The sequence below is a fragment of the Candidatus Nitrosopumilus sp. bin_32a genome (assembly GCF_054095935.1).
Map to the genome: position 1 here is coordinate 105,936 of NZ_JBSWSN010000005.1, position 26,140 is coordinate 132,075.

Annotated in this window: 31 protein-coding genes; 16 read left to right on the forward strand and 15 right to left on the reverse strand. The window is 32.4% G+C overall.

Features of this window, described 5'->3' with window-relative positions; genetic code table 11:
- Positions 1–137 precede the first annotated feature (137 nt).
- Positions 138–1,055, forward strand: coding sequence for a thaumarchaeosortase (gene artG, locus ACW9XH_RS05375; RefSeq protein WP_457760019.1), 918 nt, complete (start codon positions 138–140; stop codon positions 1,053–1,055).
- A gap of 6 nt (positions 1,056–1,061) precedes the next feature.
- On the opposite strand, the gene dinB is transcribed toward artG, so the two are convergent.
- Positions 1,062–2,156: a DNA polymerase IV gene (gene dinB / locus ACW9XH_RS05380; protein WP_457759614.1), complete on the reverse strand. Its 1,095-nt coding sequence runs from the start codon at positions 2,154–2,156 to the stop codon at positions 1,062–1,064.
- A 72-nt stretch (positions 2,157–2,228) separates the two neighbouring features.
- On the opposite strand from dinB, the gene ACW9XH_RS05385 reads away from it, so the two are divergent.
- The 3 genes from ACW9XH_RS05385 to ACW9XH_RS05395 are packed head-to-tail and all read left to right on the forward strand — an operon-like array spanning position 2,229 to position 3,308.
- Positions 2,229–2,477 (forward strand): hypothetical protein, encoded by a 249-nt coding sequence (locus ACW9XH_RS05385; RefSeq protein WP_457759615.1) that lies wholly within the window; start codon positions 2,229–2,231, stop codon positions 2,475–2,477.
- A 41-nt stretch (positions 2,478–2,518) separates the two neighbouring features.
- Positions 2,519–3,088 (forward strand): DNA-binding protein, encoded by a 570-nt coding sequence (locus tag ACW9XH_RS05390; RefSeq protein ID WP_457759616.1) that lies wholly within the window; start codon positions 2,519–2,521, stop codon positions 3,086–3,088.
- A gap of 46 nt (positions 3,089–3,134) precedes the next feature.
- Positions 3,135–3,308: a hypothetical protein gene (locus tag ACW9XH_RS05395; RefSeq protein ID WP_457759617.1), complete on the forward strand. Its 174-nt coding sequence runs from the start codon at positions 3,135–3,137 to the stop codon at positions 3,306–3,308.
- On the opposite strand, the gene ACW9XH_RS05400 is transcribed toward ACW9XH_RS05395, so the two are convergent.
- Genes ACW9XH_RS05400 through ACW9XH_RS05410 form a run of 3 tightly spaced genes read right to left on the reverse strand, consistent with a single transcriptional unit; the run spans position 3,305 to position 5,668 of the window.
- Positions 3,305–3,922, reverse strand: a complete 618-nt coding sequence (locus tag ACW9XH_RS05400; RefSeq protein ID WP_457759618.1) for a LysE family transporter — start codon at positions 3,920–3,922, stop codon at positions 3,305–3,307. The two genes, ACW9XH_RS05395 and ACW9XH_RS05400, sit on opposite strands and share 4 nt — an antisense overlap.
- A gap of 48 nt (positions 3,923–3,970) precedes the next feature.
- Positions 3,971–4,684 carry a proteasome assembly chaperone family protein gene (locus tag ACW9XH_RS05405; protein ID WP_457759619.1) on the reverse strand — a complete coding sequence of 238 codons (714 nt, stop codon included), beginning with the start codon at positions 4,682–4,684 and terminating at the stop codon, positions 3,971–3,973.
- A gap of 33 nt (positions 4,685–4,717) precedes the next feature.
- A complete protein-coding gene (locus tag ACW9XH_RS05410; protein WP_457759620.1) occupies positions 4,718–5,668 on the reverse strand; it encodes a deoxyhypusine synthase in 951 nt (316 codons plus the stop codon).
- Between the two features lie 105 nt (positions 5,669–5,773).
- Between ACW9XH_RS05410 and ACW9XH_RS05415 the strand changes: the two genes are divergently transcribed.
- Positions 5,774–6,868, forward strand: coding sequence for an inositol-3-phosphate synthase (locus tag ACW9XH_RS05415; RefSeq protein ID WP_457759621.1), 1,095 nt, complete (start codon positions 5,774–5,776; stop codon positions 6,866–6,868).
- Here ACW9XH_RS05415 and ACW9XH_RS05420 read toward each other — a convergent pair whose 3' ends face one another.
- A complete protein-coding gene (locus tag ACW9XH_RS05420; protein WP_457759622.1) occupies positions 6,869–7,606 on the reverse strand; it encodes a carbon-nitrogen hydrolase family protein in 738 nt (245 codons plus the stop codon). It lies immediately after the preceding gene.
- A gap of 180 nt (positions 7,607–7,786) precedes the next feature.
- Here ACW9XH_RS05420 and ACW9XH_RS05425 point away from each other — a divergent pair, with 180 nt between their 5' ends.
- A complete protein-coding gene (locus ACW9XH_RS05425; protein WP_457759623.1) occupies positions 7,787–11,311 on the forward strand; it encodes an AAA family ATPase in 3,525 nt (1,174 codons plus the stop codon).
- On the opposite strand, the gene ACW9XH_RS05430 is transcribed toward ACW9XH_RS05425, so the two are convergent.
- Positions 11,308–12,273: an ABC transporter ATP-binding protein gene (locus ACW9XH_RS05430; RefSeq protein ID WP_457759624.1), complete on the reverse strand. Its 966-nt coding sequence runs from the start codon at positions 12,271–12,273 to the stop codon at positions 11,308–11,310. The genes ACW9XH_RS05425 and ACW9XH_RS05430 overlap by 4 nt on opposite strands.
- A 95-nt stretch (positions 12,274–12,368) precedes the next feature.
- Between ACW9XH_RS05430 and egtD the strand changes: the two genes are divergently transcribed.
- On the forward strand, positions 12,369–13,391 hold the full coding sequence (gene egtD, locus ACW9XH_RS05435) for an L-histidine N(alpha)-methyltransferase (protein ID WP_457759625.1): 1,023 nt from the start codon (positions 12,369–12,371) through the stop codon (positions 13,389–13,391).
- On the opposite strand, the gene egtB is transcribed toward egtD, so the two are convergent.
- From egtB to ACW9XH_RS05450, 3 genes are all read right to left on the reverse strand, one after another.
- Positions 13,388–14,698, reverse strand: a complete 1,311-nt coding sequence (gene egtB, locus ACW9XH_RS05440) for an ergothioneine biosynthesis protein EgtB (protein ID WP_457759626.1) — start codon at positions 14,696–14,698, stop codon at positions 13,388–13,390. The two genes, egtD and egtB, sit on opposite strands and share 4 nt — an antisense overlap.
- Positions 14,699–14,745: 47 nt before the next feature.
- The gene (gene proS, locus ACW9XH_RS05445) at positions 14,746–16,188 is read right to left on the reverse strand and encodes a proline--tRNA ligase (RefSeq protein ID WP_457759627.1); all 1,443 of its coding nucleotides are present in this window, start codon (positions 16,186–16,188) and stop codon (positions 14,746–14,748) included.
- A 68-nt stretch (positions 16,189–16,256) separates the two neighbouring features.
- The gene (locus ACW9XH_RS05450) at positions 16,257–16,544 is read right to left on the reverse strand and encodes a hypothetical protein (RefSeq protein ID WP_457759628.1); all 288 of its coding nucleotides are present in this window, start codon (positions 16,542–16,544) and stop codon (positions 16,257–16,259) included.
- 381 nt (positions 16,545–16,925) lie between these two features.
- Between ACW9XH_RS05450 and ACW9XH_RS05455 the strand changes: the two genes are divergently transcribed.
- Entirely contained in the window at positions 16,926–17,207 is a 282-nt protein-coding gene (locus ACW9XH_RS05455) for a hypothetical protein (RefSeq protein WP_457759629.1), read from the forward strand.
- Between the two features lie 269 nt (positions 17,208–17,476).
- Here the strand turns inward: ACW9XH_RS05455 and ACW9XH_RS05460 are convergent, their stop codons facing one another.
- The gene (locus ACW9XH_RS05460; protein ID WP_457759630.1) at positions 17,477–17,620 is read right to left on the reverse strand and encodes a hypothetical protein; all 144 of its coding nucleotides are present in this window, start codon (positions 17,618–17,620) and stop codon (positions 17,477–17,479) included.
- 374 nt (positions 17,621–17,994) lie between these two features.
- On the opposite strand from ACW9XH_RS05460, the gene serB reads away from it, so the two are divergent.
- A complete protein-coding gene (gene serB / locus ACW9XH_RS05465) occupies positions 17,995–18,645 on the forward strand; it encodes a phosphoserine phosphatase SerB (protein WP_457759631.1) in 651 nt (216 codons plus the stop codon).
- Between the two features lie 34 nt (positions 18,646–18,679).
- Positions 18,680–19,405, forward strand: coding sequence for a coenzyme F420-0:L-glutamate ligase (gene cofE / locus ACW9XH_RS05470; protein ID WP_457760020.1), 726 nt, complete (start codon positions 18,680–18,682; stop codon positions 19,403–19,405).
- Between the two features lie 61 nt (positions 19,406–19,466).
- On the opposite strand, the gene ACW9XH_RS05475 is transcribed toward cofE, so the two are convergent.
- A complete protein-coding gene (locus tag ACW9XH_RS05475) occupies positions 19,467–19,883 on the reverse strand; it encodes a DUF6659 family protein (RefSeq protein ID WP_457759632.1) in 417 nt (138 codons plus the stop codon).
- A gap of 88 nt (positions 19,884–19,971) precedes the next feature.
- Between ACW9XH_RS05475 and ACW9XH_RS05480 the strand changes: the two genes are divergently transcribed.
- Positions 19,972–20,208, forward strand: a complete 237-nt coding sequence (locus tag ACW9XH_RS05480; protein ID WP_457759633.1) for a sulfurtransferase TusA family protein — start codon at positions 19,972–19,974, stop codon at positions 20,206–20,208.
- Between the two features lie 8 nt (positions 20,209–20,216).
- Positions 20,217–21,209 carry a cysteine synthase family protein gene (locus tag ACW9XH_RS05485; RefSeq protein ID WP_457759634.1) on the forward strand — a complete coding sequence of 331 codons (993 nt, stop codon included), beginning with the start codon at positions 20,217–20,219 and terminating at the stop codon, positions 21,207–21,209.
- A gap of 3 nt (positions 21,210–21,212) precedes the next feature.
- On the opposite strand, the gene ACW9XH_RS05490 is transcribed toward ACW9XH_RS05485, so the two are convergent.
- From ACW9XH_RS05490 to ACW9XH_RS05500, 3 genes are all read right to left on the reverse strand, one after another.
- Positions 21,213–21,686, reverse strand: coding sequence for a hypothetical protein (locus ACW9XH_RS05490; protein ID WP_457759635.1), 474 nt, complete (start codon positions 21,684–21,686; stop codon positions 21,213–21,215).
- A gap of 247 nt (positions 21,687–21,933) precedes the next feature.
- Positions 21,934–22,935: a thioredoxin-disulfide reductase gene (gene trxB / locus ACW9XH_RS05495; RefSeq protein WP_457759636.1), complete on the reverse strand. Its 1,002-nt coding sequence runs from the start codon at positions 22,933–22,935 to the stop codon at positions 21,934–21,936.
- Between the two features lie 48 nt (positions 22,936–22,983).
- Positions 22,984–23,421 (reverse strand): CBS domain-containing protein, encoded by a 438-nt coding sequence (locus tag ACW9XH_RS05500; protein WP_457759637.1) that lies wholly within the window; start codon positions 23,419–23,421, stop codon positions 22,984–22,986.
- Positions 23,422–23,532: 111 nt separating this feature from the next.
- Between ACW9XH_RS05500 and ACW9XH_RS05505 the strand changes: the two genes are divergently transcribed.
- Positions 23,533–23,964 carry a universal stress protein gene (locus ACW9XH_RS05505; protein WP_457759638.1) on the forward strand — a complete coding sequence of 144 codons (432 nt, stop codon included), beginning with the start codon at positions 23,533–23,535 and terminating at the stop codon, positions 23,962–23,964.
- Positions 23,961–24,386 carry a universal stress protein gene (locus tag ACW9XH_RS05510; protein ID WP_457759639.1) on the forward strand — a complete coding sequence of 142 codons (426 nt, stop codon included), beginning with the start codon at positions 23,961–23,963 and terminating at the stop codon, positions 24,384–24,386. The genes ACW9XH_RS05505 and ACW9XH_RS05510 overlap by 4 nt, the downstream gene beginning before the upstream one ends.
- Before the next feature lie 2 nt (positions 24,387–24,388).
- Here the strand turns inward: ACW9XH_RS05510 and ACW9XH_RS05515 are convergent, their stop codons facing one another.
- A complete protein-coding gene (locus ACW9XH_RS05515; protein WP_457759640.1) occupies positions 24,389–25,243 on the reverse strand; it encodes a CBS domain-containing protein in 855 nt (284 codons plus the stop codon).
- Positions 25,244–25,354: 111 nt separating this feature from the next.
- Between ACW9XH_RS05515 and ACW9XH_RS05520 the strand changes: the two genes are divergently transcribed.
- Together ACW9XH_RS05520 and ACW9XH_RS05525 are read left to right on the forward strand one after the other, a co-directional pair.
- Complete coding sequence (locus tag ACW9XH_RS05520; RefSeq protein WP_457759641.1) at positions 25,355–25,696, forward strand: HPF/RaiA family ribosome-associated protein; 342 nt, start codon at positions 25,355–25,357, stop codon at positions 25,694–25,696.
- The gene (locus ACW9XH_RS05525; protein WP_457760021.1) at positions 25,690–26,130 is read left to right on the forward strand and encodes a universal stress protein; all 441 of its coding nucleotides are present in this window, start codon (positions 25,690–25,692) and stop codon (positions 26,128–26,130) included. Before ACW9XH_RS05520 ends, ACW9XH_RS05525 begins: the two co-directional genes overlap by 7 nt.
- The last annotated feature ends 10 nt before the right edge of the window (positions 26,131–26,140 follow it).

Below are 26,140 nucleotides of genomic sequence, written 5' to 3' on the forward strand. Positions count from 1 at the left end.
AAGTAGGAGAGATCCAGAATCTGATGAAATTGAAGATGCTGAAGACTAGTATGAACTCTACATTTTTACAATGATTTGATGAATTTTAAAAATTTACAAAGTCGAGATATTTATTTGCCTTTTTAGGATTTAACATGATGCAGAATTGGAATTTAATTTTTGGAATTTTTATAATTTCTAGCCCGATCCTATTTGCAATGATTGCATTCCCTGATTCTATAGCTTGGAGCTGGAATGAGGGACGCGGTGGTTACTTTTTTGCTTTAATTTTCATAGTTGCTGAATTAATTGGATTGAAAATTATAATTTCAAAGAAAAAATTACTTATCGTAATTCCTCTGGCTTTAGCTACTATCGCATATCTTGTTTCTTTGGAATATGGTTTGAGAGAACACATTATTGAATCTGCAGAACTCTTTGATGTACAATTAATCTATTCCTGGACTTGGATGTGGGATTTTGTAGTTATGGCAATCTTTATTGTTGCAGCATTGAGTATTTTCTTTGGAACACGTTGGATTAGGATTGCTCCTGCTGGCCCAATATTTCTTACAGGCACTGCAATAATTCTTTCACTCGACGCATTTTTCCCGTATGATACACTCGGTCCATTACAATATGTCGTTCCATATCTTGTACAAACGAATGTCTGGATAATCACTGCACTTGATCTTGGAACTGCAGTTGCCAGGGATAATGTGATGTTCTTACGTGGTGATCACGGTTCTATGGCTCTTCAGGTATTTTGGCCATCAGCTGGTGTCCACAGCATCATAATTTTTTCATTAGTGATTGGAGCATTTATGTTAAAACTAAACATTCCTAGAACTAGAAAAACAATTTATTTTGTTTTAGGAATTATTGGAACAATAATTGTCAATCTAATTCGAATTTTTTCGTTATCATGGTATGCACTAAAAGTCACAACTGATCCTGTTGCATGGGAGGAATATCACAAAATAGCTGGCGAAATAATGTTTTTACCGTGGCTATTTGCGTTCATTTTTGCAGTGATTATAATAGAATCAAGACGTCTGAAGAAATCTGAAAAATAAATACTACTAAAAGTATGATGTAATGTCTCTTTGCCCTTGAATTTCTGAAAGATCTGAAACTTTTACTCCTAGTCTTCTAATTGTAGTTGTTTGATTTTCCAACGCTTCTTTTAATAATTGATCTGCAATTTTTTCTAATTCTTCAATGCTTGTAGTGGGGTTTCTTAACATTCTTGATTTTGATTTATTTGTTAAATCTGATTGTACAAAATGTATTCCCACTGATTTGAACATTTGATTATTTTTTTTAACAACTCCGTGCACTTCTTTACAGATCTCTGTGATACTTTCAGATAAGAATTGGTAGTCTTTCGAGTCTTTTTTTAACGTTGTAATTTTGCTATACTGTATTCTTGCTTCACGTTCTTTTACTGGCTCATTATCGATTCCTCTAACTGCATTGTAGATATATGCTCCTGTCTTTCTACCGAATTCTTTGTTTAGTGTGAAGATATCTATTTTTTTTAAATCTTGAATTGTTTCTAAATTCATTTCCAAAAACTTCTCTTCTGTCTTTCTACCAATTCCTGGTATTGTTCTAATTTTCAATTGATCTAAAAATACTTCCACTTTTTCTGGAGATACTGATGTTAAGCCGTCTGGTTTTTGAAAGTCTGATGCAATTTTTGAAATTAATTTATTTGGTGAAATTCCTATTGAACAACTAAGTTTTATTTTATCTTTAATTGTATTTTTTATCTGCTGTGCAAGATGATTTGCTCTTTCAAAATTCCCTTCAACTCTTTTTGTCACATCCAGATATGCTTCATCTCTGCCAACATATTCAAAAATATCTGCATTTTCTTTCATAATCTCCATTGCTTTTTCTGAAATTTCAGAATAGAAATCAAAATCAACTGGTAAAAACACTGCATCTTTTCTTTCTTCAAGTCTTTTTTTTGCAAATATGATTGGAATTCCTGATTTAACTCCATATTTTCTGGCAGTATAATTGGCAGTTGCAATTGCACCGCTATCTCCCCCTCTGTCTGAAAAAACGCAAACACATACTGGTTTTGATTTTAGTTCTGGAGATCTTGTTTCTTCACATTGGGCATAAAAATAATCAAAATCTATGTGGAAAACTACTCTTGTTTCCAATAATTCTATTACATGTTTTGATTATTACTATATTGTGTATTCATCTAAATATTGATGAAGAATGATATCTTCATGGAATATCCAGTTTCAGTAGATGAAAACGGTGTCAAGTTTAATCCTGAAAAAATGGAGAAGGAAAAACTCTATCACTGTATATTCAAAAATAAAGCAATGTTAGTGTTCAAAGATTCTCAAGATATGATGAATTGTTATGAAATTGAAGAACCTGATTTAGTTGAACAAATCAGCAAATGTGACAACGATGACGATCTTGAAAAATTATTTGAGGACTATTTGCAAGGAAAACACCTGAAAAATTAAATAAAAGTGAGAGAGAAATTCCTTATAACAGGAATTTAAAATTGAGCAACAATAAATCAAAAGACGCAGAAGACATCTTATCAGAATTTGGTTCTAGAACTAAATCAGAACCTGAACCGACACCTGAACCAACACCTGAACCGACACCTGAACCAACACCTGAACCACAACTTGAAGCTCCAGAACCTGAACCACAACTTGAAGCTCCAGAACCTGAACCACAACTTGAAGCTCCAGAACCTGAACCACAACTTGAAGCTCCAGAACCTGAACCACAACTTGAAGCTCCAGAACCTGAACACAGTTCAAAGGATATTTCTGATTCTCCTAAAGTTCCAGAAGATCGTGATGTTATTTTTGTTGGCACAAAACCAATAATGACTTATGTTTCTGCAACACTAACTCAACTTTCAACTCGAAAAACTGTAACCATCAAAGCAAGAGGAAAACGAATTACACAAGCAGTGGATGTTTCACAAATGATTGTTAAGAGAATGGATTCTGTAGGGTATGTAATTAGTGACGTTAGAATTTCATCTGATTCTTTAACTTCTCAAGATGGAAAGCAACGTAACGTTTCTACAATGGAAATTGATATTTCAAAAAACTAATCTAAAACTTTTAACATTACTTCTATTTGGAATTTTATTTTTTGTAATGCTTGTTGAACACACAAATAATTCTTGTAATGTTGAAAACATTATAATTTCAAATGAAATTGTTTCATATGAAAAGTCATTAGATCCTGAACTATGTGAAAATATTCTTGAAAAAATTGATTCACATAATGACGAATGCTCATCTCAAATAGAAATTTTGGATTGTGGTTAGAATATTATGTCTGTTAAAAATGTAATTCCAAAATATACTAACATTAAACTTAATCCGATCATTATGATTTTGTAATTTCTATTAGAAATAATTTTTGAACTTTTTGATGCAAGAAATGAAATCCCTCCTAGCCATACAAAATCCATCCATATGTGCAAGAAAAATACGACCAATATGCCTGAAAATGCCCACACCAACATCGCATCAGAAATTAACTTGAATCCGACTGTTAACCACCATATTATAAAAAACGGATTCAATACGCTGAGTACAATTCCTGTAACTAATGGACCGTGTTTTGGTGTTGATGAAACCTCTTTGTTATTTTGTAAAACTGTTTTAATTTGAATTAGTGCAAAAACAAAAAGCGTAATTGCCCCAACAACTGATATCCAAATCCTGAATTCTGGAAATATTTCGAATGAAAATACTCCAATTCCTAACAACATAACCAGTGGTAACTCCACTACTGTGTGACCCATTGCCATTTTGATGCCTGATTTTACTCCTCGTAATCCATATGAGATATTTGCTGCAAAAAGTGGTCCTGGTGCCATTACTCCCGATGCAGAAAGTACAATTACACTGATTACAAATTCAATAATCTCTGCCATCCCTTTTTGATGCTATTCAATTGTGAAATAAACTTGATTGAAATTTTTTTATCTGTACATGGAATCTTTGAGGTGTTTTGATTCTTCTTGTGTTTCTTTAATCATAGTTTCGGCTTTTTTTGCTTCATTTTGTAATAATGGGATGTCACACGATACTCCTGGAATTAATTTCGACATTGCCATGCATAATTTGGCACTTGATTTAAAATCTGGCCCTTCTCCACTGGTGTGAAAGATTATTACAATGACGTCTTGATTTGACATACTTCCTTCATTTAGTAATATTCCTGGAATCCCTGGAACTGTTCCATGATCTAATACTTTGAGCCCTGCTTGTCTTATTTTGTTTCTTGAAGAGTCTGTATTTCCAATACCTATCATTTCTTCATCACCTTTTGAGGATTTTATTGCAACACTACTGACAATTAATTCCATTTTGTGTTGTTTTGCCCATGACAACATTGTTTTTGCTGTGACTCTGTGTAGTGATTGATCTAGAGTTAGATATGACAAAAATATTCCGATCTTTAATTTCTCATTCACAAAAATTCTTGTCGGAAAATTTGGTTTTCCATCTTTAACAACGCTAATTGGGGGAAAAGCATCTGAATCAATTACTCCGCCCAGTTCAAATTGTGATATGTGAATCATGGATTCGGTTGCAATGGCACTAGTGAACCCCACTGATGGAAATCCATCTATTAGATACCCTCCTTCTAGATTTAATTTTTTAATTTCTCTAATTCTAATTTTAGGAATCAATGAATATTTTGTACATTGATTGAATAATAGCTTTTATCTAATTCTATTTTTTAATTTTGAAATCAATGCGGCATAAATGAATGGTAAAGTTGTTGTCACTTCTGCATGGAGCGTTGATTGTTTTGCTATTTGTGTTACTTTTCCCCAAGAAATTGCTTCTCGTACTAGTGCTCCGCTTAGACTTCCATCGAATTCTTGAGCCGTGGTGATATAAAATGCATAATCTAATCCTTCCCTATATTGATTCCACCATAATGTATGATGTTTTGAAATCCCACCACCAATCATGAATGCTCCTGATTTTTCTGCTTTGAAAATTAAACCTGATAACAAATTTGCATCTCCTACCATGTTTAATTTAAAATCAGCATGTTTTTGAGTAAATAACCAAATTTGACTTCCTACTGCCCCATCCATTATCCCTGGAACTACAACGTTGATATCATTTTTGTATGCCCAATAAAGAAATGAGTCTTCTCCTAAATGTTTTCCAATCATTTTGCATATTTCTGCAGTACTCATCTCTTTGTTTCCATTTTGATATTCTTCTTCTAGGAATTCTTGCATCTTTTCTTCGATTAGTGGTCCATAACTGTCCATTGGAACTAGAACGTTTCCTAATCTGTGAATATTTTGATTTGCCAATTCCATGTCGTCCATTGTAAATGATCCTTCTTTGTAATGTGAAAAATGTCTAGCAATGTCATGATCTAAAGCACCACATGTTGTAATTGCAACGTCAAACCATTTGTTTTTGATCATATCTTTGATTATTCCTCTTAGTCCTGTTGATACGACTGCTCCTACAAATGAAACAAATCTTAGACATTGTTTATCTGAAATCATTTCAGCCAAAATTTCTAATCCGCTAGATAGGTTCACTGATTCAAATCCTCCCGATTGTGACAATTCTTCAAATATTTTTTCTAAAGACGTGGTCGAATCAATTTGAATATCTTTTACTGGGCGGCCAGGATTTATCATAATTATACTGTATGTTTGTACCGAATATAAAATTCTGCCTTTGATACTGGGATTTTTAAATTACCTTGGGAAACTTTAAACCTCCCTTACAATAATGAATTTTAAATGGCTGATAGAATTAAAGTTGGTTTAGTAGGTATTGGTAATTGCTTTTCAGGATTAATTCAAGGAATTGAATACTATAGGAAAAATCCTTCTCAGGAGGTAACTGGTATTATTCATGATAAACTAGCAGGATATGGAATTCATGACATTGATTTTGTTTGCGGATTTGATGTTGGTGAAAATAAAGTTGGTAAACTTTTGCATGAAGCAATTTATGAATATCCAAATATGGTTGATTGGATTGCCAAAGATGACTTGCCTAAAAACGATGCAAAAGTCTATGAAAGTCCTATTTTAGATGGCGTAGGAGTTTGGGTGGAAAACAGAATTAAACCTATCACTAGTACTAAAACCCCTGAACAAATCGCTGAGGAAGTAAAACAAATTATCAAAGAAAAAGGCGTTGAAATTATTGTGTCTTATTTACCTGTAGGTTCTGATAAAGTAACTGAATTTTGGGCTCAAATTTGTTTGGATACACACACTGCATTTGTAAATTGTATTCCATCTTTTATTGCATCAGATGAGAAATGGGCCAAAAAGTTTGAAGATGCTAACATTCCTTGTATTGGCGATGATATCAAAGGACAAGTTGGTGCTACTATAGTGCATAGAACTTTGGCTAAACTTTGTAGTGATAGGGGAACAAAAATTGAAAAAACATACCAAATCAATGTTGGAGGCAATACTGATTTCTTAAACATGAAGGAACAAGACAGATTAGCATCAAAAAGAATTTCTAAAACTGAAAGTGTTCAAAGCCAACTCAAAGAAAGATTGGATGATGATCAAATCTATGTTGGTCCTTCAGACTTTATTCCATTCTTAGGCAATACGAAACTTATGTTTATGAGAATTGAAGGTAGGCAATGGGCAAATATCCCATATAATATGGAAGTTCGTTTAGAGGTTGATGATAAAGCAAATTCTGCAGGTATTGTAATTGATGCCATTAGATTGGCAAGAATTGCTCTTGATAGAGGTATTGGCGGACCAATCAAACCTGCCAGTGCATATTTGATGAAACATCCTATAGAACAAACGTCTGATGTTTTGGCAAAAGATGCTTGTGAAAAATTCGTTGCAGGCGACTAGTCATTGAAACTTATTAGAATCTGAAAATCTACTTTTTCTACTCTCTTCATATCTGTCGAGATTAAATTCTTTAGATAATCCTGACTCTCCATTTAATTTGAAAACTTTGGTTGTTACTACATTGTCGTTCTCTGACAAGTCTACTATGAGGCTATTTCCTCCGAATCGTTGATTTTTCACATTTGCTGCAATGATTGGTATTCTATTTTCTAATGCTCTTACCTGCACATACATCTCCCATGGCTGAATTCCCCTTTTGACTATTCTGCTAGGAGAAAACAACACTTGGGCTCCTTTTTTTACAAAAGTATTTGCCACATTGGGAAAGACCATGTCATAGCAAATTATGATCCCAAATCTACATGCTGTATTGAATATTTTGGCCTCATTTCCTGGCTTTACACTGTCTCTTTCGTAGCCAAAAGGATGAATTTTTTCTTGTCTGCCTATGAATTCACCATTTGGCCCAATGACTGGTGAGATGATTGATTTCTTTTTCTTACTAATCTCATAAAATGCTCCTGGAATTATAGTCATGGAAAATTCTTTTGCAATTCTCTTAAAATCTATAAACTCTAAATTAAAATCACTGATCTCATTATTTTTGAGCCATTGCTCTGGCAGGCATACAATGTCTGTGCCATTTCTTCCTAATTTTTTAAGAATTTTTACAACTTGCGCAATTCCTTTTTGATTTGTACTTTGTGATGTAGTTTGTATTAATCCCAACTTGACCATGTTTTTAGAATTCTTTCTTAGTAATTATAGTAGGCGTAATAATGCGATCAATTTTTTAAAATTATTATTTTAATTACTACCGCTACGAAAAATTTCATAACACAACAAGAAAAATTAATCAATTCTGTCAACTAAACTTGTTAATCATCGATTATCCTGCATGATGAGAAATAATTATCATTGGTTCATGTTAAAAAAGTTGAGATCTTTGGATTCAAATCATTTGGATTTAAGAATACCACTGTTCAGTTCGAACCGGGACTTGTTTCGATTTCTGGTCCAAATGGTTCTGGAAAAAGTAACATCTTGGATGCAATTATTTTTGCAATGGGTGAAAATAAACCAAAAGTAATGAGAGTTGATAAATTACGATCTCTAATTCATGATATTGAAGGTGCAAGACATGGGCCAAAAATGGCAAGATCAAGTGTTCACTTTGATAATACTGATAGAAAAATTCCAGTAGATTCTGATATCGTTGAAATTACAAGAGAAATGGATTCAAACGGTGAAAACACATACTATCTAAATAAAAAGAAAACAAATCGAAGCCATATTCTTGATTTACTTGATATGGCCAACGCTGGTTTGGGACAACTAAATGCCGTACAACAAGGAACTGTAACTAGAATTTCTGAATTTACTTCAGAAGAAAAAAGAAAAACTATTGAAGATTTAATTGGACTTTCATACTTTGATGATAAAAAAATAGAATCCATTAAACAACTAGATGAGGCAGATAGACGACTTGAAATTGCTCTTGCAAAAATGGGTGAAATTAAAAAAAGAATTGATGAGCTTGAAGAGGAAAGAAATCAAAAATTACGCCATGACATTTTAGAACGCGAGTTAAATCGTTACAAATCTATTGCTGCGGCAAACAAAATGAAGGTAATTTCAAGTCAAAAGTCTTCAAAAGAATCCACTTTGAACGCATTAAATGCTGAAATCACGACATTTGAAACCGAAAGAACTACTCTGAGAGAAGAAATTGGTACTTTGGAAACAGAAAAGACAAAGTTAATGGTTGAAGCAAATGATTACAGCCAAGCAAAAGCTACACTTGATATTGAAATTAGTTCTGCGATGGAAAAATATGAAATAGATAACACTGCAATTTCTGCATCAAAGAAAAGATTAGAACAAATTAATTTAAGATTGCCTGAAATACAAACTGAAATTGATGAAATTAATCAGGCCCAAACTGATATCGATACACAACTTCAAAAAATAAAAATCTCTATTGATGAAACTGATTTAAAGAAAAATAAAATCAATGAAGATTTACAAGTAATTGACACTCAAAGAAATAAAATTCTTACAGAACAATCAGAAGCTGCATCTAAAAAATCTGAAATAGATAATAAAATAAAATTACTTACTAATCAACTCAATGATGTAAAACTTAAGCTATCTAAAATACTGCATGAAAAAGATGAATCAAAAATTAAAATTGACACAAACACAATAAAGCTTTCTGAACTAGAAAATGATATACTTTCACTAATTGGATATCAATCAAAACTTGAATCAATGTTAAACAACCACAATGCATCTATCACTGAATTGAAATCTAGAATCCAAAAATTACATACAAGAAAATCAAAAATCCATAATGACATGGATGAATTAGAATTCATTTTAGAAAAATCAAATAAAGCTGCAAATCAATATGAATCAAAAATTAAAACTGTGAAAGGATTTATGCATGAAGATTACACTGTTGCTAAACTAAAAGAAGATGCAGAAAAACTTGGTATTGAGGGATTGGTCTATGAAATGATTTCGTGGGATAAACAATATGAGCGCTCTGTTTTGGCAGTAAGCTCTGATTGGATTAAAGCAATTGTTGTAAAAGACTTTGCAACTTTACTTGGTATTGCTGAAGTGGCACGAAGTAAAAAACTTCCAAAATTGAAAATAATTCCACTGGATGCAATTCCTCAATTCAAACTATCTTTACCTAAAGAACCTGGAGTTGTAGGCATACTTTCTAACTATGTTACATGTGATCCTGCTTACTCTCCACTCAAAACATTCCTGTTTGGAAATATCGTACTTACTGAGACTAGGGAATCTGCTTACAATATGTCTCAAAAGGGATACAAATCCGTAACCCTTGACGGTGAATTCTTTGAAGAAAAAGGTGGAACTGTAGTCATTGATATTAATTCAAAAATATCCAAACTTACAAAACTTATCTCTATGAGTAGTGATATTGATGGATTATTCCAATCTATTGGCATAATCAAAAAATACATGTTAAAGAAAAAACATTCATTAAAAAAATTAGAAGATTCAATCCAGTCTTATGATGACCGTCTTTCAGTATCTGAAAATTCCTTGACGTCTGCCTCTGAAAATTATTCGAATTTAAAGTCTAGAATTGTTTCTGCTCTAAATATGAAGGAACAACTTTTAAAAAGAATTTCAGAACTGACTTTAAGAAATAATGTCATTGAATCTGAAGTAAACACATCCGAATCTCATGTTGTGTCTTTGCAAGACAGAATCAATATTGTTGAGGAGAATTATGCTAGTGGAGAACAAGATAGAATTGCTAGCGAATTATCTAGAATAAATATTAAAAAATCTGATATTGAAAAATTATACACCACTATCATGAATGAATATCGTGATAAATCTTCACAACAAACAACATTGCAAACTCAATACAATAGAGAAAAATCTCAATCAAACCGCCTTGACGCTGAAAGAAATTCATTAAATCTTGAATATGCCGAACTTGAAACAAAAATACAAGATTTAGAAAAACAAAAAGAATCCAAGAATGAGGTTCTTGTATCGTTGCGTGAAAAAGAACAAGAACTAATTTCTACATCTGGTTCATCCATTGGATATCTGAAAGAATTTGATGATAAACTCAAAGTTTTGGCAGAGCAAGACAGAGAATTAACAAAACAAATTAACACAATAGAGCGTCAAACAGATTCTCTTACTCGCGATCTTCGTGATTTAGTTGAAAATGAGGCTAAACTGCAACAAATCCTATCTGCATATGGATTTGATAAAGACATGGAAACCTTTGATGTTGAAACAATTGTGCATGGATTAACTAGTGAATTGTCTTCTCTGAATGCATTAAATGCAAAAGCGCCTGAAACGTATCTTGAGGTATCTTATGGATATCGTTCCATGTCTACGAGAAAGAATTCCCTGGAATCTGAACGAAATTCAATTGTTAAATTCATAGAAGATATTGAAAAAGACAAGCGTCAAACATTTTTAGATGCATTTGATAAAGTCGATAAAGAAATTCGTTTAATTTTTAATAAAATGACTGATGGTAATGCTTGGTTAGAATTACAAAATGAAGATGATATATTTAATTCTGGAATTTCATACTTGATTCAATTCCCAAATAAGCCAAAAAGAGAATCTACGTCAATTAGTGGCGGTGAGAAAACTCTAGCTGCAATTGTGTTTGTTCTAGCGTTGCAAAAACTCAAACCTTCCCCATTCTACCTATTTGATGAAGTTGATGCTCATCTTGATGCACCAAACTCTGAAAGACTGGCAAAAATTTTAGAAGAAAGATCTAAAGAAAGTCAGTTTATCATGGTATCGCTAAAAGACTCTGTAATTCAAAAAGCAAAACTGATCTATGGTGTATTTCCAAAGAACGGGGTCTCCCATGTTGTTACATACAAAGATAAGCGAATGCCTTCGATGAAAACTTCCTAGTCTAGTTTTACAAAACAAGCTGAATAGTGATCCTCGTTAATTTCTTCTAATTTTGGCTCCTCAGTGCATTTTTCAATAGCATAAGGACATCTGGCTCTAAATCTGCATCCTTGATACACATCGATGTCTAACGGCTCATTGATTCTAATCCTCCTCTCTTTGTGTAAATTGTCAGGATCTGGCTCTGAAATTGCGTCTATTAGTGCTTGAGTGTATGGGTGACTTGGCTTAACTAACACCTGATTGATTGGTCCAATCTCTACAATTTTCCCCATATACAAAATACCTATTCTCTGACCAAAATATCTGGCAGTAGCTAAATCATGTGTAATGTAAATAAATGAAATATTGTATTTTTTCTGTAATTCTTGCATCAATTCTAACATTTCAGCTCTGATTGACATATCTAACATAGAAACTGGCTCATCAGCTAGTATTATTTTGGGTTTTAGTGCCAATGCTCTTGCCAGAACTACTCTCTGTCTCTGTCCTCCTGATAACATGTGGGGGTATCTTTTTAGAATATCCTCAGCTGGTTCTAATTTTACTTCCTGTAAAACTTCGATCACTCTTCTGATTCTATCCTGCTTGTTTCCAATTTTATGGATTTCAAGTGGTTCGGACACAATGTCTCCAATTTTCATTCTTGGATTGATTGAGTCGTATGGATCTTGATGTATCATTTGACAATTCATTCTAATTTTTTCTAAATTTTCTTTATTGTCATCGATCTCAGTTTCTTCAAAAAATATTTTTCCTGAATCTGATTGAATTGATTTTAGAATCAATTTTGCAATTGTTGATTTCCCAGAACCTGATTCGCCAGCTAAAACAAAAACTTCTCCTTTTTTTAGTGAAAATGATACATCATCAGTTGCCCTGACTGTTACTGATTTTGTTCCAAATATTCCTTTTTTTGCAAAATATTTTTTTAAATGTTCTACTCTTAGAATTTCACTCAATAGTTATTGTTGAATAAAGAAGTATATCAAGAAATATCTTTTGTGCGTAGCATTTGGGATAAAGCATTTATGTTAAACAAAGACCTGTTTAATACTTGAATGAAACAATTCAAAAAAATCTTGATTATAAAAAATATGTTGTAGATCCAAAACTTCAGTATTTCAAACCTCATGCTAGTAAAATAGAAAAAACGTTTGCTGAAGAAATCTCTTTCAGCTTGAACAGGGATTCCAAATTTATTTCGCCTAAATTTTTTTATGATCAAAAAGGCTCTGATTTATTTGAAAAAATTTGCACTCTTCCTGAATATTATCCTACAAGAACTGAAATTGGAATTTTGAAGAATTTACAGACTGAATTACCCTCATTTATTGATGATTCCTTTAGATTAGTTGAACTTGGTAGTGGTGCATCCGTAAAAACACGATTATTACTTGATATTTTTACACAAATGCAGCATACTACAGAATATTTCCCAATTGACATCTCTGAAATTTTAACTGAGAGTTCAGAACAACTGCTACAACATTATGATAATCTTCGAATCACTGGAATTATTGATACATACGAAGGCGGATTAGAATTTCTAAAAAATTACGATGACAAGAATAATCTGATTCTATTTTTGGGTTCTAGTTTTGGCAATTTTTCCCCTGCTGACGGCAAAGTCTTTTTAGAAAAAATAAACTCCACGATGAAATCTGGGGATTTATTTTTGATTGGTTTGGATTTGGTAAAAGATTCACAAATTTTAGAATCTGCATATGATGACTCACAGGGTGTCACTGCTGAATTCAACCTTAATGTTCTTTCTAGAATAAATGATGAACTTGATGCTGATTTTAATTTGAATAATTTTTCACATTATTCTCTTTACAACAAAGATGATCAAAGAATTGAAATGTATTTGAAATCATTGGTAAATCAATCGGTTATTATTTCAAAATCTAACCTTTCATTAAATTTGGAAAAAAATGAATTAATTCATACTGAACATTCTCACAAATACACCCTAGAACAAATCAAAACTCTTCTTGAAAGTACTGGATTCAAAATTAAGCATACTTGGTTGGATGAGAACACTCATTTCTCATTAACTCTGGTTTCAAAAAATTAAATATTTTCAGCACATCTGAAACCTGAAAATAACCATCTTTCATCTAATCTGAAGAAATTTCTATAGCTTACTCTTATTGACATCTTTGGTGTTCCAAAAGAACCCCCTCTCAAAACTTTTTGATTTGTAAACCATTTGTCGTTGTATTCATCAAATCCTGACTTGAAACCTGGATATCCTGTATACTCTGATGATGTCCATTCCCAAACATCTCCTATCATTTGTTGACATCCTAAATGACTAGCTCCATTTGGATATGATCCTACTTCAGAACAACCCCAATGGTATGATTCAAGCAAATTGCATTTTTCATCAGTTGGCTTTTCATTTCCCCATGGGAATGCTGTTTTTTCTTGTTTTTCTTCATTCCAGCAAGCAGCTTTTTCCCATTCAGCTTCAGTTGGAAGTCTTTTACCTGCCCATTTACAATATGCATCTGCTTCGTAAAAGCTTACATGGCATACTGGTTCGTTTGGATTGATTTCTCTAATTCCTAAAAAGTCTCTTGTATGCCATTTACCGTCAATTTTTTCCCAATACATTGGAGACTTCCATTTGTTTTCTTTGACTTTTTCCCACCCGTCTGATAACCAGTGTTTGTAAGTCTCATATCCTCCGGATTCCATGAATTCTAGATATTGTTGGTTTGTTACTGGGAATTCATCTATTTTGTAATCATTTAGGTAAACTTTGTGTTCGGGCAATTCAATATCGTAACAAAACTCTTCTCCGTCATTTCCCATTATGTATAATCCGCCTTTGATTTGGATTGATTTTCTCTGAACATTTGGTTGTTTTGCAATTTCATTTTTCTTTACTGGTCTGTATTGTTCTGCAAGTAAATGTTGTAAATCATAAACTAAAAGTTCTTGATGTTGACATTCATGATGAAATCCTGTCATGATCAGTTTGACGGCATTTTCATTTAGATTTTGAGTTTGAATAAATTTCTCCACTCTTTGATTTATTGTATTGAAATATTGAAATATTTGGTCTGTTGTTGGTCTTGAAACAACTCCTCTCAAACCTTTGTCATGAGGTACTCCAAATTGCTGGTAATAGGAATTCAGATATTCTGAAAATTCTTTAGAGTAAAACTCGTAATTTTTATCAATCTTACTCATTATTGCTTCATAAATCCAACTCACATGTCCTATGTGCCATTTTGGCGGACTCATAAAAAATGCCGTTTGAACTACAAAATCATCTTTTTCTAGAGTTTTTACTAGTTCTAGTGTTCTACTGCGTATTTCTTTAAACTGTTCTAGTAATGAAATATCTGATTGTAATTCTGGATTAGATGTCAATATTAGAAAATTATGTTTTTTCTATTATTATGTTTGTGGGTATTTTTCTAGTATCCTCTTGCAAATATTGGAATTGCAACACTTTGTTCTTTACAATAGATGCATTTTTGATTTGTATTTTTACTTCCAAATGGTATGACTCTAATTTCTGCGCCTGTTTCTTCTTTGATCTTGACTTCACATTCTAATTTTCCACACCAAGGTGAGTTAAAGAAACCACCATTTTCAATTTTTGATTTAAAATCTGAATAATCTGAAATTTCCAGGATGTTTATTTTGGCCTCTTCTTTGGCTTTTTTTAACATCTCTACTTGAATTTCATCTAATATTGTGGATATTTTTTCAATTTCTGTAAAACCTAAACTAATTTTTTCAAGATTGTATCTTTTTGCAACCACTATGCTGTTCTTTTCTATGTCTTTGGGGCCTATTTCAATTCTTAATGGAACTCCTTTTAATTCCCAGTCGTTGAATTTGTAACCTGGGGATAGCCCTTCTCGATCATCTACATATACTCTGATATCTTTTGATTCTAATTCGTTTTTGATTTCTTCTACTTTTGGAAGAACTATTTCCTTTCCTTCATCATTTCTGTAAATTGGAATGATGACTACTTGCATTGGAGCTACTTTTGGTGGTAAAACTAATCCTTTATCATCTCCATGCACCATGATCATGGCTCCAATTAATCTCCAAGATACTCCCCAAGATGTTTGCCATGCAAAATGCTCGACGTTGTCTTTATCTGCAAATTTAACTTCAAATGGTTTTGAAAAATTTTGGCCTAGAAAATGAGATGTTCCCATCTGTAATGCTTTTCCATCTGGCATGATTGATTCCATTGTAGTAGTGTACACTGCACCAACGAATTTTTCCTTCTCGCTTTTTTTACCTGTTGTTACTGGAATTGCTAGTTCTTCTTCAACTGTATTTTTGTAAATATCTAAAATCGTCATTACTTCTTTCTCTGCTTCTTCCTGAGTGCTGTGTACGGTGTGTCCTTCTTGCCACAAAAATTCTGAAGTCCTGAGAAATGGTTTTGTTGCTTTAATTTCTGCTCTCAAGGCAGTGTTCCAAAAATTAATTTTTAATGGCAAGTCTCTCCAGCTTTGAATCCATTTTGAATACAATGTATATGCTAATGTCTCAGACGTTGGTCTTAATGCAAGCCTATCTCCAATTTCATTAGTTCCTGAATGAGTTACCCAAAATACTTCTGGGTTGAATCCTGCAAAATGTTTCTGTTCTTTGCCTAATAGCGATTCTGGAATTAGTATTGGTAAAAATCCATTTCTAATGCCATTTTTAGAAAATTTCTTGTCAAATGTACTTCTTAATGATTCCCAAATTGAATATCCGTCTGGTCTGAGGACGATTAATCCTTTCACAGGTGCGTAATCTGCAAGTTTTGCTTTTAGAACTACTTGTGTGTACCATTCACTAAAATCATCATTCTTTGAAACTGTAATTCCAACATCTTCTTTACCCAAACTAGAATTTCTTGAATTAATTTAACTAATGAGCCTTTCGTGATGATTTTAGTTTTAAAATTGCTTTATTATTTTAATGGGTCGCCTTTGCATAAAACCTCGCCCATGACTCTACTTTGGAAATTTGGACATATGAAACATTGGACAAATTGAATATCTTCTTTTAAAACTGGACAATCTACAAATTCTTGTTTCATTCTTTTGAGCATTTTTGGACTAACTCCTTTGAGTTTTAACTTTCCTTTATCGTCCATCAAACCTAATTCTTTTAAATTGGCTTTGAGTTCGTCTGGAAATTTGACTTTATCTTCTGTTGTCTGAATTTTTACATCAAATTTACGTTCTAATTCGCCCATGTCTATTACAATACACTCGGTGATTTATTACTAGCGTTTTTTAGATCTGAAAAAAGTTTAAACTTTAAAACCTATGACTGATTTTGATATTAAATATAATATTTTATTTAAAAGCAATATGAAAAATTCAATGTATGCTCTAATCTTTGAAGAATATTGACAATGTGATTCAATTAAACTATAAGTACGCTTAAGCTTCATAAGTTCGAAATTATTGAATTGTTTTAAATGGACAAGAGTGATGGTCTAGTTCTATTGGGAATTATTATCGGTGGCGGTACTTGTATAACACTCGTTATTCTCTTAGCAAATGGCATAATTAAAAACCCGTTTCTATGATATTATCAATACGCTTAAGTTTAAAATTCTTTTAGAAACTACATGAAAGGGATTGTTATCGCTTTAATGGTGGGATTGGCAATTGGCATAGTTGCCACGGCGATAGTTTTCCCAATGATACTTAACGATACTTCAAAAAAAGAGTTTGATTTGGATTATGTAAGACATATTCAAGAGATCGATAATTGTATGGATTTGAAAAAAGAATATGAATTAATCAAGAAATATGAATCAAGTGTTGGTGACTTTGAAACATATCTCATGGTAATTGATGATAGGGCAAATGAGATTGTAAAGTCTCCATTAATTTGCAATTACAAATAATCTTTAGATTCTAATCTTTTTTGAGAATTGACAATACGCTTATTTTCATAAATATCATGAATGTGTAATGGAAAAAAAGAAAGTAATAAAAGAAAAATTTTGTATGAGTTGTAAATCAAAAGATAACCTGCAATGTAGTATTAATCTCCTTAGCGATCCATCTTATCTTTGTAGTAAATGTATTTCAGATTATAATGGTTGGAAAAAGAAAAAATAAGGAAAATTCCTCTAAGCGTCTACTAAATTCAAAAAGTTTGTCATTTTAGATTTTAAACTCTTACTTTCAATGCAAAATTTCCGCACTTTGGGCATCTATGCTTTTTCAAATATTCTGCATCCGTTTCATATGCTTTTTTAGAATATGTGATATGCTCCCCACAATCTTCACATATGCCTGGTAGATCTCCTTTCATAGATTAATTATGAAATACTAGTACAAATAAATCCATAATGATAAAAAATAGTAAAGTAAATCTTGGATTTTAAAAATTCGTGTCAAAGGAGAGAATGACGTCTCGACGCTCTTTTCTCTCACTTATACTGAACTAGTATGATGAAATTTGTATTTAAGATCGTATACATTCTACAATAACCTGAATATCTTTAATCTCTTTTTCATTGTTCCCACATGTATGGATTCAAAGTTATAAAAAATATCATACCTGTTATTCTGTTAGGCAACTGACAACCAATCCATTACAGATTGGCTTTAAGATCGGAGTTTGATCATGAAAAGTTTACTCCCAACTTTAATATAATTCGCGATTTTTTTCCAATCAGAAATCTATTGTTAGCTATTTTTGATGTTGAAGGAGTTTTGTATGATGAAGAATATTTGCCAATACTTGCAGAAAAACTCAACAAAGAAGATGAAATTTGGGAAATAACTAAGCAAGGAATTCAAGGTAAAATTAACTGGGAAGAGGGACTTCGAACTAGAGTTGCAGCATTGAAGGGTATTGATGAAAAAACTTGTCAAGAAGTATCTGATGGATTACCTATTATGACTGGTGCAAAAGAAGCATGCAGAACATTAAAAGCTGCTGGATGGAAGCTTATGGCCGTATCTGGGGGATTTTCTTTGATGATGCATAGATTGCAAAAAGAACTTGATCTTGACTATGTTTTTTGCAATGAATTGGTATTCAAAGATGGAAAATTAGATGGTGTTACAATTAACGTTGATTCTGACAAATCAAAATCTGCAAAAATAAAAATTGAAGAATGGGGTGAGAAGAAAGAAAACATTGTCTGTGTTGTTGATGGTGCAAATGACATCAAATTGTTTGATGTATGCGGTCTGGGAATTGCATATCGTGCTCAAGATATCGTCAAAGATTTGGCCACTACTACTTTGGATGAAAAGGATCTTTCTAAAATTTTAGATATTATCAATAAACACTACAAACTTGAATTAGAATCTGTAACCCCTGTATAAACAATTTTTTAGTCCTCTATTTGATATGAATCAATTGCAAATCATTCCTATTCATGTTGAAAAAGAAATTGAGCCATCTGATGATATTTCTGATATTATTTTAAAATCTGAAAAATTAAACGATGGGGATATTATAGTGATTGCCCAAAAAATAATTTCTAAACAAGAAGGACGTTTGATAGATTTGTCCACTGTAACTCCTTCTTTGTTGGCCGAAGGTATTAGTTCTCAATATAAAAAAGATCCTAAAATTACTGAATTGATTTTATCTGAATCAAAACGAATTGTAAGGATGAAACATGGAATTTTAATAGTTGAAACTCATCATGGTTTCATTTGTGCAAATGCTGGAATTGATGAAAGCAATGTCGAAGAAGGATATGCAACTTTGTTGCCTGTCAACGCTGATATTTCTGCACAGAGAATTAGGAAAAAAATTTTAGAACAATCAAACAAAAATGTGGCAGTTATAATTTCTGATACATTTGGTCGACCTTTCAGAATGGGACAAACTAATCATGCAATTGGAGTGTCTGGATTAAATCCAATTTTGGATTATGAAGGAACTTTGGATTCTTTTAATAAAATTTTACGAGTAACCGCAATTGCTATTGCTGATGAACTTACATCTGCATCTGAATTAGTTATGGGCAAATCTCTAAAATGTCCCTTTGCAATAATTCGTGATTATTCATTTAATTTTGAAGATCATATGATTGATGAATTGATTCGTCCTGAACACGAAGATCTTTTCAGATGATGTTTTTGAAATTTTATGCCGTTTTAAGATTCTAAAATCATTTTTTATTTTTATGTTCTGGTTAAATCGTTCTAATAGTAATACCATCAAATAATTCTTCTGCGCGTTTAATGATTTTCCTGTCATCTGCATCTGGTTCGGCAGTTATTAACACTAAATTATCTCCAATTGGCACACTAATAATTAATTGGTTGGTTCTTCTTGATGCGATATAATCAATCGGGCCCAAAACCTCATCGAGTTCTTTTCTCATGTTGTAATCTAGTTGCATTTGCATGTATACCATTGGTATTTTATCTTCTCCAACCATTGGTGTGATTCCTTTTTTGAAACCGCCTGACACTAGACGCCCTAATTGATTAATTACGCCTGCATGTCTGACTTTATCTTCCTTTGTTAGGTTGATACAAGCTTCATCTAATTTCTTTATTTCCTCCACTGATAAAATTCCCATATCTGGTGTCTTCTGTCTGCTCATTTTAGTTTTTATATTGAATTAAATTTCTGAAATAATTCCCCTGCTAAAATAGCTTTTAATATGACAAATCGGCCTTTAGGAATTAGTAATGTCAGAATCTGCTGAAAAAAAATTAGATGCAACTGGATTATTTTGCCCTGAACCTGTGTTTAGAACAAAAATTGAAATTGAGAGGATGCAAGTAGGCGAAATCATTACTGTATCTGCTGATGATCCAGCAGCTGAAGATGATATTTCCAGATGGGTTACAAGAAACGGTCATGAATTATTAGACGTGTCCAAAGCCGGTGAAACAATTACATTTAAAATTAAAAAGGTGAAATAATCTAAATCATGACTGCTGTTACTGATACAGATGTTTTAAACCGTGTGGGCAATACTCCTCTAGTACATTTGGATTCTCTTTCTCATGATAATGTGGAATATTTTGCAAAATTAGAAGGTCATAACCCATTTGGTTCTGTTAAAGACAGAGCCGCATACTGGATGATTAAAGATGGTGAAGAGCGAGGACTGTTGACAAAAGGAAAAAGCATAATCATTGAACCAACTTCTGGTAATACTGGAATTGCATTAACTGGTATAGCAAATGTGTTGGGTTATCAAGTTGAGATTGTTATTCCTGAAAAAGCAAGTAATGAAACTAAGGATATTATTAGAAAACTAGGTGCTAAAGTGTTTGAAACTAGTGATGATTTGTGTCCTAAAGTAGGTGCTGGAACTGATCAAAGTATAGCACTTGCAACATCTATTGCGTCTTCTAGGCCTGACACGTATTACTCTCCAAATCAATATGCAAATGAAGCAAATTTCAAAGGACATTATGTTGGAACTGGACCTGAAATTTGGAAACAAACTGAGGGAAAGATAACTCATTTCTTTACTGGTGTTGGTACTGGAGGTACTATTACAGGAATAGGTGCTTTTCTTAAAGAAAAAAATCCCAATGTAAAGATTATTGGCTGTCAACCTCAACAAAACCATTTAATTCAAGGATGGAGAAATTTTGAAGAATCTGCAAAACCTGATTTGTTCTTAAAAAGAGAAAATGTCGTTGATGATTGGGTATCTGTTGATAATGATGAGGCATTTTCAGTTGTAAAAGATGTATTTGCCAAAGACAAACTTTTGATTAGTCCTTCTTCTGCTGCTGTATATGCGTGCATGAAAAAATACCCTGTTGAAGGAGATGCATGCGTGGTCGGAATTTTTGCCGATGATGGAAGGAAATTCAAAAGTGTTTATGCATCTCAAAATGTGATGACTGAAGAAGAATTTGAAAATTGTCTTAAAGATGCAAAACACATGTCTGAATTGGCCTATTGATGATCATTCGAGAATCTTTTTCAAATACTTTTCATAAAACTCTCTAAATTCTGTATTCATGTCCATTTCATGTCGTAAACATTTGTTGCTTTGTTCTGTGATTTGATTTTTAATTTCTTTACTCCATGGACTGTGTTGTTTATCTTTAGAATCTATTATTGATGGATTCTCTTTAATTTTCTCCATGGTTTCTGATAATGTTGTACTTAATTGCCTGAATTTACTAATACGTAAAAGAAACATTTGTGCTTCTTCTTTATTTACCAAGTTGATCATTGAATGAACTTGGTTATAGTATTCCAAACCTTTTTCATTGTATTTTTTAAAATCTTCCATTCGTTTCTGCCAATATTCTTTGGTTATTTTTTCTTCAATTCTATAACTGAATTGAATTTCTCCTAAATCCATTCCTAATTTGGCTAGTTTTTCACTGTGCTCTTTAGCTGATTTTTTTAGATTTTCTGGATCTTGACTCATCACTCTTGATTTTTTATCTCACAATAAAGAGTTTAGATTTTTGATTCATTCCATTTTTTCTCAGATTCTTTTGCGTATGATGACATGCATTCTTCACATAATGAGTCCCATTCCGTAACTCCTGACTTTTCAAAATATTTTACAGACCATTCGTACGTGGGTTCTTTCCTATACTGAAATTGTTGAATTGTGTAGATGTCTTTCTGATGAAATTTATTTAGGCATTTTTTGCATTGAGCATTTTTCATTATTGCTTATCTGCGCTTTCAGTGAGATATTTATCTACATCTATTGCTGCCATACATCCAAAAGCTGCTGCAGTAATTGCTTGTCGATAATTTCTATCATGTACATCCCCTGCAGCAAAAATTCCTTTCATGTTGGTATGTGTTTTATTTTTTAATACAATGTAGCCTTCATCATCTAAATCTATTTGACCTTTGAATAATTGCGTGTTTGGTACGTGTCCGATTGCAACAAACAAAGCTTCTGCATCAAGTATGCTCTCTTCATTTGTTTTTAAATTCTTTAAAATAACTTGTCTCATTTTTTGATCCCCTTTAATGCTGGTTACAGATGAATCCAAATGAAATTTTATTTTTTCATTGTTAAATGCTCTTTCTTGCATAACTTTACTTGCACGTAATTCTCCTCGTCTGTGTACTAGGTGAACATTTGTTGCAAATTTTGTAAGAAATGTTGCTTCTTCAATTGCAGAATCTCCGCCTCCTGAAACTACTATCTCTTGATTTCTAAAGAATGGTCCGTCACAAGTTGCACAATATGATACTCCTTTACCTGCAAATTCCTCTTCTCCTTCTATTCCGAGCTTTCTTGGATTTGCACCTGTTGCTATAATTACTGCCCGACCTTCAAATTCTTCTGATGCTGTTAGAACTTTGAATGGTTCTCGTCTAAAGTCTACATCTACTACAACATCGTCAATAATCGTGGTGCCCATTCTCTGTGATTGTTTTCTCATCTCTATCATTAGATCCGGACCCATTATCCCGTTTTCAAATCCAGGATAGTTTTCAACTTCTGTTGTGTTGACTAGTTGTCCACCTGGAAGCAATCCTGACAAAATTAAAGTGTCATATCCTGCTCTAGAACAGTAAATTCCAGCTGTATATCCTGAAGGGCCTGCACCGATAATTATCACATCGAATTTTGTTTTAGTTTTATCTGATATTTTGGCTTCATCATCTCTTGTTTCGAGAACTGCTGATCCTGCATCCCCTGACATCATAATGTTAATGGTCTTAATTTCAATAATTTAAGTGAATATCTCTTTTGATTACTCGTTTTTCATTCTTAAAAGAATTTGATCACAAATTCTACGCATTTCTGAATCTGACCCTACACTGGAAATTTTTACAATGTCTGTGGTTGTAATGATCCCCACAATTTCATCGTTTTCTTTAACTGGAAGTTTATGAATTAATTTTTCTTTCATTAATTCTGATGCTTCCCATATAGTTTCATCTGAATCAATTGTAATCAAAGGCGATGACATTACTTCCTTAATTTCAGTAAACAATGGTCTACCTTCTGCCGCAATTTTTGTCACAAAATCTCTTTCTGTGATTATTCCAATTGGATTACTGTCGTCATTTACAATCACACACCCTATGCATAATTTTTTCATATGTTCTGCAGCTTCTTGCACCGATGTTGATTTGTCTAAACTTAGTATGTTTTTACTCATCACATCACTTACAAACGTACTATTCATGATGAGTGATTATTTTTCAGTTATATGAGATAAATTCTAAATTATCATGACTGAAAATCAACTGAGGCAATCACGGTACTCTTATAAATCTAAAATTTGTTTGACAATATTATGGTAGTTAAAACAAAGAAGATTCTTGTTCCTCTTGATGGTTCAAAAAATTCAATTCGTGGTTTGGATATGGCCATACATCTTGCCAGACAATCTCAAGGCACAGTTATCGCATTAGCAGTAAAAACGGTGCCTGGGATATATGCACTGCATCCTCTTGGATTCCTGGATTTTAATTCAATGACTGAAGTAAAAAAATTACTTAGTGAGGCCAAAGTTAGAGCTGCACAGAAAGGTATTGATTTGACAGGAAAAGCCATTGCGGGAGATCCTGGATATGACATAGCACGATTTGCAAACAATCCTAAAAACAAAATTGATATGGTTGTACTTGGAGCACGTGGTAGAAGTTCTGCTAAAGAAATTTTCTTGGGAAGTGTCTCTAATTATGTTTTACACAAGTCTAAAAAACCTGTATTGATAGTGAAATGATTAATAGTTTTAAAAAAATTCTTGTTCCTATTGATGGTTCTGTATATTCAGAAAAGTGTTTAGAGCGTGCATGTGAACTTGCTGATGCGTTTAATTCTAATCTTATTTTGATATATGTTGTAGAAAAGTCACTCCCAATTAATTTGTTAGATCGTAAAGAATACCTCAATATCCTTCGAAAGTTTGGAACTAATATTTTAGAAAAAGCAAACAAAAAACTTTTGAAAAAAGGAATCACTCCAAAAATTTTCTTAAAAGAAGGAAACATTGTCAATGAAATTGAGAAAATTGCAAAAAAAGAAAAATGTGATATTATAGTTGTTGGAAATAAAGGGTTAGGTTCAGTATCTAGACTTTTACTTGGAAGCGTCTCCAACAAGATTTCACAGTCTTCCTCTTGTTCAGTTTTAATAGTAAAATAGAATTAATTTGCTAGTGTATTTACAATATCTGATTTTGTAATAATTCCTACTAATTTTGAATTTTTCACCACTGGAAGGCCACTAATATTATATTTGATCATTTTAGTAATGGCCAGTTTAATATCTTCGTCGTCCTCTACTGTGATTGGATTTGTTGACATGATGTCTGTGGCATGAAATGGAAATAGATAACTCATTTGATTTGAGTGTGTTTCTTCTAATCCTTTTTTGAATTTGTATTCTTGAACTTCTTTTGGGTCTGCTGATTCTGCAATCCATTGAGGAATCTTTGCAGGTACAAAATCTCTGAAAGTTACTATTCCAACTGGTTTTTGATTTCTTTTGATAATTACTCTAGAAATTCCATACTTTATCAATAAACTTTCTATGTGTAGTATTGGATCGCCTGGTTCAGCAGTTATTACTTTATTATTCATTATTTTTGAAACTTTAATTGAATCTGAACCTTTTGTAAGGAATGCTGTTGCTAGATCTGTTTTTGTTACAATTCCTTCAAGAGTTTTATTTTTATCAAGTATTATTACCACACTGATTCTGTGTTTTTTCATCAATTTTGCACATTTTCCAACTGAATCCTCTCTGGTAAGAGTAAACAATTCTCTTGGTTTGAAATCTTTTGCTTTTACAGATTTTATTGGTTTTGTACCCAATTGATAAATTTTTTTTGCAATATCTTTTTCAGTTATTACTCCTACTGGTATATTTTGATTTGTAACTATCACACGTTTTACTTTGTTTTTTAATATTGACTCTCTTACCTTCATGAGTGTTATGTTGGGGTTAACCGTGATTGGCTTGCTGATTAATTCTGATAATTTTAAATTTTTTACATCCATTATACTCTACTTTCATATTTTTGATAAATACGTCGCTAACAATATCATGCCTGAAAATCATATTTGATAATAATTAGAAACATATTAAGTTCTAGTTTTCATGTGTTGCATATGACTGAAAAAGTTCCTTTGTTTGTAATTGGCTTGCCTAAAGATGAACCTGCCAATGAGATACTTTCATCGAAATTTGGTGGTTCGTTAGATAAAGTCCAACAAGTATTATCTCATATCATTGAAGCTAAAATTGCCGTGGAATCTCAAAATCCTGAGGGCTCTCGAACCCATTATGATGCCACTGCTACTGTTAAAACATCAAAAAATCAATTAATCTACACTGCTTCAGGTTGGGATATTTTAAAAATTGCTGATGAATTATGTAAAAAATTGGAGGGTGAATTAAGCAAACATGATCATAACCGTCAAAAAGACAGTATCCGTAAAAAGGAATATTAGTATTGTTTAAAAATATTCTAGTTCCATTTGATCTGTCTGTCCAATCTACTAGGGCCTTTAAGGTTGCATTAGATATTGCTAAATGTCGTGATTCTAAAATAACCCTACTTACATGTCTTGAAGGTGATGCATGGCATCACAAATACTATGATGCAAGAGCTGATTCTGAATTAATTAAAAAACAAAAAAAAGTTACAACAGAACATTTTGAAAAATTAACATCTCTTGCAGATAAAAATAATGTTTCTATTAAATCTCAAATACTGACATCGAAATCTGTAGTTAATGATATTGTAACTTTTGCAAAATCTCGAAAATATGATCTTATTGTAATTGGATCTCATGGTAGAACTGGTTTTGATAAATTACTTTTAGGCAGTGTTGCAAATGGCGTTTCTCAAAAATCCACATGTCCTATTCTGATTGTAAAATAAACCGAATGTG

Bases quoted from the DNA above. Each gene is read 5' to 3' on its own strand.
- artG (WP_457760019.1), top strand. From the start codon at position 138: ATGCAGAATTGGAATTTAATTTTTGGAATTTTTATAATTTCTAGCCCG.
- ACW9XH_RS05385 (WP_457759615.1), top strand. From the start codon at position 2,229: ATGGAATATCCAGTTTCAGTAGATGAAAACGGTGTCAAGTTTAATCCT.
- ACW9XH_RS05395 (WP_457759617.1), top strand. From the start codon at position 3,135: ATGCTTGTTGAACACACAAATAATTCTTGTAATGTTGAAAACATTATA.
- ACW9XH_RS05400 (WP_457759618.1), bottom strand. From the start codon at position 3,922: ATGGCAGAGATTATTGAATTTGTAATCAGTGTAATTGTACTTTCTGCA.
- ACW9XH_RS05410 (WP_457759620.1), bottom strand. From the start codon at position 5,668: ATGATAAATCCTGGCCGCCCAGTAAAAGATATTCAAATTGATTCGACC.
- ACW9XH_RS05415 (WP_457759621.1), top strand. From the start codon at position 5,774: ATGGCTGATAGAATTAAAGTTGGTTTAGTAGGTATTGGTAATTGCTTT.
- ACW9XH_RS05420 (WP_457759622.1), bottom strand. From the start codon at position 7,606: ATGGTCAAGTTGGGATTAATACAAACTACATCACAAAGTACAAATCAA.
- ACW9XH_RS05450 (WP_457759628.1), bottom strand. From the start codon at position 16,544: ATGGGCGAATTAGAACGTAAATTTGATGTAAAAATTCAGACAACAGAA.
- ACW9XH_RS05455 (WP_457759629.1), top strand. From the start codon at position 16,926: ATGAAAGGGATTGTTATCGCTTTAATGGTGGGATTGGCAATTGGCATA.
- ACW9XH_RS05460 (WP_457759630.1), bottom strand. From the start codon at position 17,620: ATGAAAGGAGATCTACCAGGCATATGTGAAGATTGTGGGGAGCATATC.
- ACW9XH_RS05475 (WP_457759632.1), bottom strand. From the start codon at position 19,883: ATGAGCAGACAGAAGACACCAGATATGGGAATTTTATCAGTGGAGGAA.
- ACW9XH_RS05480 (WP_457759633.1), top strand. From the start codon at position 19,972: ATGTCAGAATCTGCTGAAAAAAAATTAGATGCAACTGGATTATTTTGC.
- ACW9XH_RS05485 (WP_457759634.1), top strand. From the start codon at position 20,217: ATGACTGCTGTTACTGATACAGATGTTTTAAACCGTGTGGGCAATACT.
- ACW9XH_RS05490 (WP_457759635.1), bottom strand. From the start codon at position 21,686: ATGAGTCAAGATCCAGAAAATCTAAAAAAATCAGCTAAAGAGCACAGT.
- trxB (WP_457759636.1), bottom strand. From the start codon at position 22,935: ATGATGTCAGGGGATGCAGGATCAGCAGTTCTCGAAACAAGAGATGAT.
- ACW9XH_RS05500 (WP_457759637.1), bottom strand. From the start codon at position 23,421: ATGAATAGTACGTTTGTAAGTGATGTGATGAGTAAAAACATACTAAGT.
- ACW9XH_RS05505 (WP_457759638.1), top strand. From the start codon at position 23,533: ATGGTAGTTAAAACAAAGAAGATTCTTGTTCCTCTTGATGGTTCAAAA.
- ACW9XH_RS05510 (WP_457759639.1), top strand. From the start codon at position 23,961: ATGATTAATAGTTTTAAAAAAATTCTTGTTCCTATTGATGGTTCTGTA.
- ACW9XH_RS05515 (WP_457759640.1), bottom strand. From the start codon at position 25,243: ATGGATGTAAAAAATTTAAAATTATCAGAATTAATCAGCAAGCCAATC.
- ACW9XH_RS05520 (WP_457759641.1), top strand. From the start codon at position 25,355: ATGACTGAAAAAGTTCCTTTGTTTGTAATTGGCTTGCCTAAAGATGAA.